Source organism: Methanoplanus limicola DSM 2279, assembly GCF_000243255.1.
Lineage (GTDB): Archaea > Halobacteriota > Methanomicrobia > Methanomicrobiales > Methanomicrobiaceae > Methanoplanus > Methanoplanus limicola.
Genome location: NZ_CM001436.1, coordinates 1,000,852 through 1,013,802, shown reverse-complemented (window position 1 = coordinate 1,013,802; position 12,951 = coordinate 1,000,852). Strand labels below are relative to the sequence as shown.

Sequence of the window (12,951 nt, the reverse complement as noted above, 5' to 3'; positions counted from 1 at the left end):
TCAGTCTCTCTTTAAATTATCAGTATATCTGTTCAGTTCCCTTAGTGTTCCTTTCAGTGACCCGTCGCCTGTAACATCCGGAATTATTCCTGCATCCTTCATTCTTTCTGCGGTAATATCGCCTATTGCAATTTTGATAATCTCTGTCTCTTTATCCCATACTGCAAGTGAGAATGAATTTGCGCTTGTGAAGAGTACTGCATCGGCATCTTCAAGTCTGAGTCTCTCGCCTGTGGCCTCTAGGGCATAGACCGGAATCTCATCGACAATTCCTCCGCCCTCCTCAACAGACCTGATGAGTTCCGGATTGGGTACATCTGCACGAGGTATTCCGATATTTTTACCTTTCAGCCACCCGCCAAGGTATGGTGCAAAATCCCTTGAATAAAAGGCGGGGAGTATCTCGGTTTTTATGCCGTATTTTTCAAGTGTTGCGGCAGTCTGCGGGCCTATTGCAACAACTCTTGCACTGATCCTGAGGCGTGGAGCGATTATAGCGGCCGGAAGTGCACTTGTAAAGAATATGCAGTCATAATTTCCGTTATTTGCCTTTTCAATAAATATATCCGCTGAATCATGGTATATTTCAGACTTCATCGGTGAGACTGTATTACAGGTGTGGCCGTATTCTTTGCAGGTTTCCCTGTCTCTCCCGGCTTTCTCCTTCAGTCTTGTGACTGCGATTCTCATTGTATCATGAATATATGATTGATACAGATAAAAACTATCTCAAAATCCGGATGCCGGGTTAATCTTTATTGCGGCAGGTTTTTGGGATAAAATCAGAATTCTTATTGCAGTGCCGGCAGAATATCAGGTTAGCGGATGTGACTGAAAGTTGTTGCCTGAATTATTCGCAGGTCTTTTTCTGGGCCTTATTATGGGAATCATCAGCGGACTGATTCCGGGAATTCATGCAAATACGATGGCAGGATTTCTTCTCTCTTTCCAGGCGGCAGTTCTTCTGATTTTAGGACCTGAGGCTATGGCGGTATCTCTCTTCTCTGCCCTGGTAACCCATACGTTTCTGGACATAATTCCCTCAACAGTATTTGGAATTCCTGACGCAGATACTGCAATAACTGTTCTTCCGGCGCACAATTTCGTACTTAAAGGAAGGGGCAGTGAGGCCGTGCGCCTCTCTGCGGTCGGCGGCCTTTATTCAGTCATATTCTCAATGCCGCTGATTATATTGTTCTTTACTCTTCTTCCGTTATTTCAGGATTATATAGACTGGTGGATTGGCATTTTACTGATCGCTGTTGCAGGTGTTCTGGCGCTCTCGTCCGAATCTCCGGAGTGGTTCACCGCCGTTTTTCTGACATCCGGAATTCTGGGTGTGTTTACATTTAATTATCCATATCCCGCAGCCGGAATTGCGGGGGCATCAGGGATACTTATGCCGCTTCTGACCGGTCTTTTTGGTATTTCTGTTCTGCTCTTCTCATCCGGAGGTGTGATGCCTGAGCAGGTTAATAATTCCGGGTTGGGCCGGGACAGTCCAATACTTAAATGCAGTCTTGCAGGTACTGTTGCCGGGGCTGTTGTCGGATGGCTTCCGGGCCTCTCGAATGCATCTGCCAATGCCGTTTTAGCCTCTTTTATAAATTATGATGAGGATGGCGGTGGTTTTATTGTGGCTACCGGTGCTGCAAATACAGCCAATGCTTTCTTAGGTCTTGCGGCTCTCTATGCCCTTTCAAGAACCAGAAACGGCATTATGGTTGCAATTTCCCTGATCGATCTCCCGCCCATGATGCTCCTTGCTGCATTCGGAGCACTTGCGGCTCTTGCAGCTTACCTGATTACATTCTTCCTTGCAGGACGTATGGGTATTTTTAAGGGTTTAAATGTCCGGAATGTTGGAATAACTGTAATTATATTCTGTGTTATTCTCAGTTTCATATTGACCGGTCCGTATGGCCTTTTCATCCTGGCACTTGCGACTGCTGTCGGAGTTGTACCTTCGATAATTAATGTCAGGAGGGTGTCATGTATGGGTGCAATTATGCTCCCCGTTATTTTGTGGTCGCTTGAACTGATGTGATTTTTTGCTGCGGAAGTATAGTCTGTCAAAGACAGAATGGGGTGAGATCCGGAAAACCTGATTTTTCAGGCATTTCCGTCTGGTTTAGGTGATGTGGAAAAATAATCTGTTATTTTGACAGTCACGCAAAGAGCATCCAGATATATCCGGAATATGAGATCAGCAGCAGTATTCCAAGCGCTCTGATAAACTTCTCAGATCTGATGAACAGAAGAAGTGCTGCAAACGAAAATCCTGCCATTATAAAAATGTCTGTCATTGAGGCGATCTCTATAGGCCGGATTAAAACACCTATTCCCATAACAAAGAGCAGATTGAATATGTTGCTGCCAAGTATGTTTCCGATTGATATGCCACCCTGGTTCTTCCATATCGCAACCGCAGATGTGGCAAATTCCGGCAGTGATGTGCCTATGGCGACCATTGATACACCAATGATATATGACGGTACTCCAAACATCTCTGCTATGGCTGTTGAACTGTTTACCACAAGTTGTGAACCGATTATGACACCCAGTACCCCGCCAATAAGATATACGAAATCCATTTTCCCGTGAGATTCTATCTTCTCGTCCTCGCCTGGTGAACTCTTCCAGAGGAATATCATTATAATTACAAATAATGCCAGGAATGCAATTCCGGCAGTAAATGTAAGGGTGCCTGTCGCAGCAAAGGCCAGGAAGAGCAGTGTTGCCGCAATCATCATTCCGGCTTCGTTTGAAAGGATCTGGCCCTTCTTTTTTTTGAGCAGAAATATTCCGGGTTTTATTGCTGCACAAAATGCAAGAATAAATCCTATATTTGCGATATTGCTCCCGACTATGTTGCCAAGTGCAATGCCCTGATTTTCACTCAGTATTGCATTTATGCTCACCACAAATTCCGGGAGTGATGTTCCGAATGCGATAACTGTAAGTCCTATTGTTGAAGGTGATACTCCATATCTTGATGCAAGTCCTCCTCCCCCTTCTACAAAATAATCTGCTCCTTTTACAAGGAAAATAAGTCCGGTGACAAATAGTGCTGCTTCTATGATCATTTTTTTGTGTTGTCCGTTAATTTTGGCAGGGTTGGTGCGTAAGAATTTCCTGATATTTCCCGGCGCACCAGTAATACTTTGAAATTTTGTTGCTTTGTGTTGTATGCCGGAATTTTATCCGGAATTGATCTTATTTTCTTCCTTTTTTGTTAAAAGGCCTGTCTTATTTTTTCTTTAATTAATGAGGATTATGTATATATATTCTGATTGCAGGAATGTTTACACTTGCGCATATTTACGCCATTTTTTATAAAATCCTGACTGATGATATTGCAGTATGCAGAGTTTCTGGTTTGGAGATAAGGATGAAGACGGGGTTTTTAGACCCTTTAAAGGTGATATTCAGGAATCCCTCGCCCGTATTAAGGAATTGTCCTCTTTAGGGTATGTTGTTTTGGCAGAACCCGACATTGCCATTGAAGCCGGGATGTTTAGTGATCGGCGGGAATATCTGTCTGCACTCAGAAAAATCTGTTTTGCCCATGCGGAAGAGAAGATAAAGGATTATTACAGTCAGGAAGATCTTGAACTTGTCCAGATGGTAAGGATGCTTGATGAGATGGACAATGTTATTAATCTGATGACTGAAAGGGCAACTGAATGGTACCTGGTCAGAAAACCTGGTTTTTCAAGGAAATACAAGAATATTCCGGCAAAGAAGATGCTTGGCCAGATGAAGAGGGAGAAGGGTACAGGTCTTGGTTATCTTGCCGGCCATATAGAAAAACTTGCAGATGAACGGACAAGGCTTATGAAGGCGATCTCTGCTATGGCAGGAAATCTTGCACCAAACTGCAGTGAACTTGTCGGTGGTCTTGTTGCTGCAAGACTTATATCCCGTGCCGGGAGTCTTAAGGAACTTTCAGCCCTGCCTTCATCTTCAATTCAGGTGATTGGTGCTGAGAGTGCCCTGTTTACACATATGCGGGCCAAAACCCCGCCGCCCAAGCATGGAATTATCTTTCAGCACAGGCGTGTCCATAATGCTCCGAGACCTGTCCGTGGGAAGGTTGCAAGGGTTTTAGCCGGGAAACTGGCTATAGCTGCTAAAATTGATTACTATACCGGCTCCTACAATGAAGAGTTTATATGTGGGGCGCAGGAGAGGATAGACCGGACACTTTACGGGGCCGATTACGAAAAAAAAGCAGGTGATAAAGATAAAAGAGGTGGTTCTGAATGATTCGCATTAATAATGTGCTTGTCTCCGAAGGCAAAGGTGGTGTTTACGGGGAGAAGATGATGGACGGTTACAGGGTGTGGGATCCTTATCGTAGTAAATTTGCTGCACTTGCTATGAAGAGGAAGGATATTGATCTTCCTCCTGAATCGGTAGTCCTCTATCTGGGTGCGGCGAACGGTACGACTGTTTCTCATGTTGCTGATTATGTGGATACGGTGTATGCTGTGGAATTTGCTCCACGGCCCATGCAGGATCTGATGGCTGTTTCGGAGCGGAGAAAGAATATTGTTCCGATCATGGGTGATGCCGGCCGGCCTTCTGAGTATGCTATGCTGACCGAACCTGCTGATATTCTCTATCAGGATGTAGCTCAGCCGGATCAGACAGGAATTGCAATAAAAAATCTGCCTTTATTAAAAGATGGCGGCATTCTGATCCTTATGCTGAAGACGAGAAGCGTTGATGTCACCAGATCTGCCAAAGAGGTCTTTGAGGCATCAATCCTTGAGCTGGAAGCTGGCGGTCTTGTTGTTGAGGACACGCTCTGGCTTGAACCTTATCATCATGACCACGCCTGTATTATCTGCCGGAAAAAGGAGATTTCCGGCTAATAATTGGCAGTAATTGTTTTATTTCTTTAATCAGAATCCGGCATTTATGTAGCTAAAGGTATATCCGGGTAACAAGAGGGTAATATTTCTGCAGGTGTTAATCCTTTTCAGGATGCCTGTCTTCATGAATGTTATATATCTTGAAATCCAATTTTTCATCAGGCATGCACAGGTATTTTTTCAATCCGTTTTCGATAATAATTCTGATATTTTTAATTCTTGCATTAATATTCCTGCTTCCTCTCATATTTCTCGGGATTATCGGCAGTGCCCTTTCAAGGCTTGGTTTTGGTCCTGCCGGAGTAATACTGATTCTTTTTGGTTCGATTATTGGAAGTTTCATCAATATTCCTGTTGCTAAAATAAAATCAAATCCAACGGCTTTTAAAGTTCCACATGGTCTTTTAATGAACAGATACTACAGGGTTTCGGATTTCTCAACCGAAACTGTGGTTGCCGTTAATTTTGGGGGTGCTGTAATTCCTGTATTAATCAGTATCATTCTGCTCTTCCGGATGATGAGCATGGGTTATGATTCCGGATTATATATTTCAGTTCTTGTTGCTGTTTTACTTGTAGCATTTGTCACAAACAGGTTTGCAGGTCCGGTTCAGGGTGTAGGGATTGTGACACCGTTTTTCGTACCTCCGCTATGTGCTCTTCTGTGCGGTATTGTCTTTGGATGGGGTGACTCCCTTGCCGCACCTGTCATTGCATATATCGGCGGCACTATGGGCACTCTTGCCGGCGCTGATCTGTTAAACCTGAAACGACTTGGGGAGATTGGTGCTCCGGTTGCGAGTATTGGTGGTGCCGGAACTTTTGACGGGGTTTTCCTTACCGGAATTATAGCAGCACTGCTGGCTTAGGGACAGTTGATTTAAAGTCTGACTGGATTTTAAAATAATTGATATTCAGAATAATGTTGAATTGATCTTTTAAAAATCGTTTTATTGTTATTGTATGAGGTCCATCTCTGCATATTTGTCAATTAGATCCTCTTTGGTAATATTACATTTTATAAATTCGATAAACTCTGATTTTGTGAGGGGCATCTGTTTTGCCATTTCTTTCTGGAGAAAATCGTTAATCTCCTGATTATTGTGACTCATATGCGTTGATATTGCCTGAAGTTCCCCTTTGTGACAGAATGTATATACTACATGTTTTTGTCTTCCGGAAATGGTGCAAACTCCTTTCTTTTTAAGCGAACTTTTTACTTTATCACATTTCAGAAGAGACATATTCACATCCAGACAGAATCTTTCAGTTTTTTACCAAATTTTTCTGCATCCTTACTCATTTTGGTTTCTGAATTATTATAGATGTCAAATAAATCTGAATATTCGTATTGTGCTTCTTTAATAGCTTCGTTTAAGTTATCACATAAGACCAGAAGTTTAAATTCAGTATTTGCAAGGTGTATTGTGCCATTATCTTCTATGTGCATACGCAGAGTGATGGGTTTTTTTAACTTTTTCAGGTCACCTTTTACTAAAACTGAATGAAGGAATATGATGCCGTGGCAATCTCCTTCCTCACCAATTTCTATGGTGTCAGGCATTGTTTTCAAAACATCATTATATGTGTCATTTCCTCTTTTAAGTGAACAAACACGATCCTTGATGTCCGGATGAATGGTTAATGTTACCCTTGAGTGTTGTTCTTCTGCCTGCATAATGCATTATATTGTAGGTTCGGGATTATAGTTTTTTGTTTGCTGTATGTATTGTGGGTGGCTGATAAAATATCCGTTAAAGATCATAAGATTTGTCACAAAATTATATTTTAAGAATATTGAGATGAATTGTAATTCAAGTTCCAAAAAAAAGTCATTCATGAACCTGTCAGTTCAAAGATAATGAATGAAACAGTGCAATGTTTCATAGGAGTTATAGTCCGGAGCAGATTCGAACTGCTGTCGCAAGATCCAGAGTCTCACATGATTGACCGCTACACTACCGGACTTCTAGTAGATTGTGCATTTACATATTGGTGCAGGTGATTTATTAATCTGACGAATCAGGCCGGATAATTTCCCTGATAATTGGAATTTTGATCCGGAATTATGATAAATGTGTAAATATTGGATGTATCTGCGCACAGTTTTCCGGTAAGGCGGGGCCGGTCGTGAATGTTGTAATAGGCTGGTGTAATTAAATGGTCAGAGTTTGTTTATCATTATTACTGTTGCTATTATTATTGTCGTCATCATCATTTTTTTTCTGATTTTTCAGCATTTTTTCATAGATTTAAAATTAATACTGCTCTTATTTTCTCTGTAATGTTTATCTTACTGCGGGTTTCCTGTAAATGACGAAAAAAGCGCATGCAAAAAATCGCTGAAATATGATTCTGATTGTTTATCCGGTTGATATTAAATTGATTTTATTTGTTTTTCAAGTTTCCGGGAGCTTTTTCCCCGTCTGATTTTACTGCCGTATTATCCGGCCGGATAACTATATTATCACAATGAGCGACCATAACAATGAATGCCCGTCGTTATGATTTCCTTTTCTTCTTCCTTTATAACCTTCAGTCCTTCAATCCGACCACAAAGGATATAATTAGTGTTCCACAAATATTGGTGTATATTCCGTCGTTCGGAGTATGGGGCAAGGTGAATCCTCATTCGGCAAAAGTCGAACTGATCAAGACAGCACCGCAAAGTGCCAATTGGTTTGTTTCGTTATGATTGCCGGACTGGGTTGACGGCCTGATCCTTACAAGTATGTTAAAGGAGGTTTAAATTGACAAGTAAAAAATTAGGAATAGCACTGGTTGCTCTGGTTGCTGTACTTCTCCTTGTTGCACCTGCAATGGCTGGTGATTATGGCAAGACCGTAATTAAAGGGAATACAACATTCATTGGAGAATCAGGGCTTAATATTAATAGTGTTTTTCTTGGAACTGAGAATACATTATCTTGGTATAGTTCAGGAAGCAAACCTGGAACAGATGCACCATCATCAGTTATAACTGTTTCTGATCCTACTAATTTCTATGTTTCCCCTGATGTTTTTACAGGAAAAACAGGGGCATGGTTTAATGGTACATCAACTGAAGCTGCATTCTACGTTCAGAAAGCATCATTGTCAGTTTCTTTATTCAGTATGAATTCGAGTAAAGAAATTACAAACAAGAAGGCAATTACCAATGATGATATTGCAATTCGTGTCAACAGCAATCTTGATGCCCTCTTTGCACGTGGTATCCGTACAGCAACAGGAATAGGTTCTGGAATTGATTTTTACGTTGAGACTCCGGATGGCGCGACACTTACAAAGCTTTTCGATAAATCTGGTGGTAGCTCCAATTTATCTGCAGTAAAACCAAACAATACTCTATACTGGCTTCCCGCAGGAACTCAGACTGGTGTTTGGCAACTCCTTCAGAAAGATTATAAGGCTGGTACATACAAGATTTATGCAGAGTGTAATGTTAATGGCATGAAGGACAACCTTGGAACAGTAACTGGTGTAACTAAGTCCGAGATTGGAACACTTACAATTGATAAAGATACTGTTACAATTACAGCAGACAAGGAAACCGTTGTCCGCAATAATGATTTCACAGTTACAGTTGAAGGTGCACCAAAAACAGATTATGTCATTTGGCTATCTGGAACTGACAGTTATACAAACATGTCTAAAAATAGTGGATATCCACCAATCTTTGTACCAAATCAGGATTCAGTTACACCTCTCTTAGAGGCACAGATTGAATTAATGGCCTATAAAACTGGTGCAAATGTAAGTGATGATGTTCCATATGCAACAGATTGTGTTACAAATGAATGGGCAGTAAAAGCTAAAACTGGTTCTGATGGAAAGATCACTGTAGGTCTCATGACCGATGGTGGTACCAAAGATGCAGTATATACTATTCGCACAGCAAAGGTAGTATCTCCTACTAAGCTCAGTGATCAGTTATATGATACTGTTAAGGTAAAAGTTGAAAAGGGAGCAGTAACTATTACAGCTTCTGGTGATGGTTCATATTATCTCGGAGAGGAAGTTACACTCTCAGGTACTAATACTGATACAAATGATGTCTATCTCTTTATTACTGGTCCAAATCTACCTAAAGATGGTGGTATTTTAACATCTCCACAGGACTATGTTAATTTCTCTAGAACAGATGGATATACTCATGAAACTGTAAAGACAGATGATACATGGGAATTTAAGTGGGATACTTCATCAGGTATGACTCTTGATGCTGGTACATATACAATTTATGTTACTTCATCAATGTATGATAAGTCAGGACTTTCAAATACAAAGTATGATACTGTTTCTGTTGTCATAAAGAAGCCATTTGTAACAGCAACAACATCTGCATCTACTGTAGCAAAAGGTGATAAACTCTATGTTCGTGGTACCGCAGAAGGTAATCCAACTCAGGGTGTTGCAATCTGGATCCTTGGAAAGAATTACTGGAATGGTATAACCAACAACAATCAGAAGGTTACAGAAACTGTAAATGATGATGGTTCATTTGAGTATGAACTTGGAAGTGGAGATACTGCAAATCTCGCAGCAGGTCAGTATTTCGTAGTAGTTCAGCACCCGATGTACAATGGTGTATTTGATGTGGATGCTTCTGCTACAGGATCTAATTCAGTTGAGGTAACTCAGCAGGCTAAGGGTACTACCTCTGCAACTAGCCAGTTTATAATCTGGGGAACAGGAAAGCTTCAGGGATCTGACGCCGCAGAGGCACTGATTAACTCTATTAACTCACCAGACATTGATGATACATACTACAAGCTGACCTTCCTCGTAGAAGAGCCATGGATCAGGATCAATTCAATCGGTGATCACTACGTTGGTGACCAGTTCACAATTTCTGGAACAACAAACCTCGCTGTTGGCGACGATCTTATTGTTGAAGTAACATCTTCATCATTCCAGCCAACACAGAAGACACAGAGCGGCGAGTTCTCCGGCGCATCTTCAACCGTTCAGGTTGCAGAGGGAACAACATACAATGAGTGGTCAATGGACGTTGACGCTTCAACCTTCAAGCCAGACGAGTACATCGTTAAAGCAGAAGCAATCGAAGCAGATTCAACCGCAACCACAACATTCAATGTTCTTAAGGGAACCACACCAACAACTGCACCAACAACTGCACCAACAACCGGTCCAACAACCGCACCATCAGTTGCACCTACAGAGCAGCCAACCCCGAAGCCAACAGCTTCACCAGGATTTGGCGCACTTATTGCACTGATTGGTCTTGGAGCAGTCGCAGCACTGGTTCTCAGAAAAGACTAAATTAAACAAATCATTTTTTTTATTTTTGCCATAGCTTCGCAGAATCGCTGTGGTCTTTTTACAAAACGCAGTTTTCCTTATCTGCAATATTCCATAGGGAGTATAGCTGTTTTTATCTGATAGGACTTACGCGAAACGATTAATTTGTTAGCCAGATATGGTGATCCATTGAATAAAATAATGATTTGAAGTTTCCAAACATTTAAGATAAGTTTTGTACTGCGTAACTCCTATCTGAATTTCAGAAAAGCTTTTGGATTATCGGGCATAAAACAGCTGAGAACTGTAAGGAAAGTTTCGTCATTGGCAGTGATAATTGAATCAGACTGTAAAATCTGCTACAAAGGTATTAAGTTCAGTTGGATACATGGTGATCCGTCTCCATGTTTTTCAACGATTATTTTCAGGTTTTGTGAAATTATGATTGTTGCAACTGTCAATTAACTGCCGTATTATTGGTATGAATGATGGTATTTCATCTGAGACAACATTCCAGACGATCTCCCAGTCAACACTGAAATAGGCATGTATCAGGCGGTTCCTCATTCCTGCCATATCTTTCCATGGTAATTTCGGATGTTTTTCTCTGTAATCCAAGGGAATATTCTTTGCTGCCTCACCAATTACTTCAATACTCCGGAGAAAAGATCTTTTCAGTACTTCGTCACCGACGAGATCGTCAAATGTTATTCCACTGCTGTATTCATGAAGAAAGAGCATTTCATCAAGAATATGACGTAAAAATATTTCCCTGGATTTCAGCACCAGACTACCTCATTTTCAATATATGGCCGGAGGTAAGGATCAATTCCTCCGGTTGTCACAAGATCGACCTTCCTTGCAAACAGGTTTTCAAGACAGGAGATGAGGTCCATAAAATTCCGGAAAGTTGCTTCTCCCTCTTTAAATTCAACTAAAATATCAATGTCGCTGGTTGCTTTCTCTTCCCCCCTTGCAACTGATCCAAATATACCTATATTTTTAACTCCAAAGCTTACTCTAAGGCTGTTTAATTTATTCTGCAACTGCCTGATTTCCATTATTTCATTCTTTTTCAGAATATTGGATGACAATTTTACCGTCTAAATTGTAGGATTCCGGCATATATATTAATTCGCATAATATGAAAATGAGTCTGCCAAAACGGATTAACAGGTTCTTCTTCTCCATCCGGAAACAACCCGCATATTTAAAAATATAGAGATAGAATAGTTTTTCATGAATCTCCGCCGGATAATTGCCCTGGCATTAATACTGACAACCCTCTGCTGCATAGTTCAGGCTACAACCCTGACAATAACTGCAAGGGATGAATTTGACCAGACGCCTGTTGAAGGTGCATCGGTTTACATAAACGGTGCATATATCGGAAGTACAAACAGTGACGGGCAGTACACATACTCTCATTCCTTTTCTGACTCACTCAGAGTTGGTGTTGAAAAAAGCGGGTATAAATATCTGAATGATCTCATCTCCGGCTCAAAGACATCCTTCTTTGCAGAGATGAAAAGAGAAAAGGGTATTCTCTCAATAAATGTCCTCGATGCTGACACCCTTGAAGCACTCTCAGGTGCGGTTGTGAAGATCTCCGGCACAGGAACGGATGACAGCGAGGCAACTGACTCATCCGGAGAAGCAGTGTTCGAAGTGCCTCTTCAGTCAGTTTATGTCATAGAGGTTCAGCTTCCACGATATGATACAATACAAAAGACCGTTGAGATGGATCAGAGCACAAAAAAGGTTGACTACCTCATTAAAAGAAATGACATCATTGTCTTTCAGGTAAAAGAAGCTGAAAACGGACTACCTCTTCCAGGCACATCTGTATATATTGAAGGGATACTCCAGGGAACAACCGGAAGTGACGGCAGGCTTACTGCATATATTGAACATGAGAGAACATATGACGTCAGAATACAGAAAGATGAATATCAGGTATTTGAAGAGAGCCACTTCTTTGGAAGTGCTGAAGTAATCTATCCTGTAACACTCTCAAAATCACTGTACCCTATAACCCTCTCAGTATATGACTCTGAGAAACGCCCCGTAGAATACGCTGAAATTTACATAGATGCAGATTACTTCGGCAAATCCGATACCTACGGAAGATCAGGCGTTACAAACCTTATCGCCGGAAAACACTCATTTGAGGTCAGAAAAACCGGCTATGAAAACTGGTATAACGAATACACAATAGACGGAACGGATGACAACATAATTGCAGTAATCGAATACGGCAAGTCGGATGTAACATTATTTGTTGAGGACAGAGATCATAAAGCAGTCCCGGGTGCGGTTGTGAAATCGGATAACAACACCATAGGTGTGACTGATTCATCCGGAAAGATAACCACACAGCTTCTGTCCGGTCAGGACTATACATTTGATGTAACCTGCAAAGGATATAAAGATGCAGCTGTTCTGAAGAACGTTCCCAAAGGCAGCACTGAGATGGAGATAGTCCTGACAATTGAAAAAGAGATGGATATAGTTTTCATAGGCGGAATAGCACTCCTGATAATAATTGTCTGTGCGGCGGTATTCTTTGGTCTGAAGAGATTTTCCGGGTTAAAAAAAGGCGGTTCAAAGGGAAGATCGGGTCGGAAGGGCGGCGGAACTCTCTGATCTCAATTTTCCGGCAAAAAAAAATACATTCCGGAATTCAGGGCTTATATATGCTCTGATTCCTCCGATAAATACGACTGGTCATTCTTCCTGTTATGATTTTGACAGAGTAGTGTGAAATATTATTTAATTATCTCCTTAATCTGTGTTGTTTTTTTCCCTCT

12 protein-coding genes and 1 tRNA gene are annotated in these 12,951 nt (G+C 41.2%); 6 read left to right on the top strand and 7 right to left on the bottom strand.

Annotated features, from left to right (window positions below):
- Positions 1-690: a uroporphyrinogen-III synthase gene (locus METLIM_RS04835; RefSeq protein ID WP_004076809.1), complete on the bottom strand. Its 690-nt coding sequence runs from the start codon at positions 688-690 to the stop codon at positions 1-3.
- A gap of 151 nt (positions 691-841) precedes the next feature.
- On the opposite strand from METLIM_RS04835, the gene METLIM_RS04830 reads away from it, so the two are divergent.
- Positions 842-2,047, top strand: a complete 1,206-nt coding sequence (locus tag METLIM_RS04830; RefSeq protein ID WP_004076808.1) for a tripartite tricarboxylate transporter permease — start codon at positions 842-844, stop codon at positions 2,045-2,047.
- Between the two features lie 121 nt (positions 2,048-2,168).
- Here the strand turns inward: METLIM_RS04830 and METLIM_RS04825 are convergent, their stop codons facing one another.
- Positions 2,169-3,086, bottom strand: a complete 918-nt coding sequence (locus METLIM_RS04825) for a calcium/sodium antiporter (protein ID WP_004076807.1) — start codon at positions 3,084-3,086, stop codon at positions 2,169-2,171.
- 277 nt (positions 3,087-3,363) lie between these two features.
- Here METLIM_RS04825 and METLIM_RS04820 point away from each other — a divergent pair, with 277 nt between their 5' ends.
- From METLIM_RS04820 to METLIM_RS04810, 3 genes are all read left to right on the top strand, one after another.
- Positions 3,364-4,269, top strand: coding sequence for an NOP5/NOP56 family protein (locus METLIM_RS04820; RefSeq protein WP_004076806.1), 906 nt, complete (start codon positions 3,364-3,366; stop codon positions 4,267-4,269).
- A complete protein-coding gene (locus METLIM_RS04815; protein ID WP_004076805.1) occupies positions 4,266-4,880 on the top strand; it encodes a fibrillarin-like rRNA/tRNA 2'-O-methyltransferase in 615 nt (204 codons plus the stop codon). Before METLIM_RS04820 ends, METLIM_RS04815 begins: the two co-directional genes overlap by 4 nt.
- A gap of 140 nt (positions 4,881-5,020) precedes the next feature.
- Positions 5,021-5,749 (top strand): DUF1614 domain-containing protein, encoded by a 729-nt coding sequence (locus METLIM_RS04810; protein ID WP_245543586.1) that lies wholly within the window; start codon positions 5,021-5,023, stop codon positions 5,747-5,749.
- An 87-nt stretch (positions 5,750-5,836) separates the two neighbouring features.
- On the opposite strand, the gene METLIM_RS04805 is transcribed toward METLIM_RS04810, so the two are convergent.
- From METLIM_RS04805 to METLIM_RS04795, 3 genes are all read right to left on the bottom strand, one after another.
- Positions 5,837-6,124, bottom strand: coding sequence for a hypothetical protein (locus tag METLIM_RS04805; protein WP_004076803.1), 288 nt, complete (start codon positions 6,122-6,124; stop codon positions 5,837-5,839).
- Between the two features lie 2 nt (positions 6,125-6,126).
- On the bottom strand, positions 6,127-6,558 hold the full coding sequence (locus METLIM_RS04800) for a hypothetical protein (protein ID WP_004076802.1): 432 nt from the start codon (positions 6,556-6,558) through the stop codon (positions 6,127-6,129).
- A gap of 217 nt (positions 6,559-6,775) precedes the next feature.
- Positions 6,776-6,848, bottom strand: a tRNA-Gln gene (locus METLIM_RS04795).
- Between the two features lie 782 nt (positions 6,849-7,630).
- Here METLIM_RS04795 and METLIM_RS04785 point away from each other — a divergent pair.
- Complete coding sequence (locus METLIM_RS04785; RefSeq protein ID WP_004076801.1) at positions 7,631-10,162, top strand: MEMAR_RS02690 family S-layer glycoprotein; 2,532 nt, start codon at positions 7,631-7,633, stop codon at positions 10,160-10,162.
- Positions 10,163-10,552: 390 nt separating this feature from the next.
- Here METLIM_RS04785 and METLIM_RS04780 read toward each other — a convergent pair whose 3' ends face one another.
- Positions 10,553-10,927: a HepT-like ribonuclease domain-containing protein gene (locus METLIM_RS04780; protein WP_004076800.1), complete on the bottom strand. Its 375-nt coding sequence runs from the start codon at positions 10,925-10,927 to the stop codon at positions 10,553-10,555.
- Positions 10,921-11,235 carry a nucleotidyltransferase family protein gene (locus METLIM_RS04775; RefSeq protein WP_245543585.1) on the bottom strand — a complete coding sequence of 105 codons (315 nt, stop codon included), beginning with the start codon at positions 11,233-11,235 and terminating at the stop codon, positions 10,921-10,923. Before METLIM_RS04775 ends, METLIM_RS04780 begins: the two co-directional genes overlap by 7 nt.
- Positions 11,236-11,380: 145 nt before the next feature.
- Between METLIM_RS04775 and METLIM_RS04770 the strand changes: the two genes are divergently transcribed.
- Positions 11,381-12,787 (top strand): collagen binding domain-containing protein, encoded by a 1,407-nt coding sequence (locus METLIM_RS04770; RefSeq protein WP_004076798.1) that lies wholly within the window; start codon positions 11,381-11,383, stop codon positions 12,785-12,787.
- Positions 12,788-12,951 lie beyond the last annotated feature (164 nt).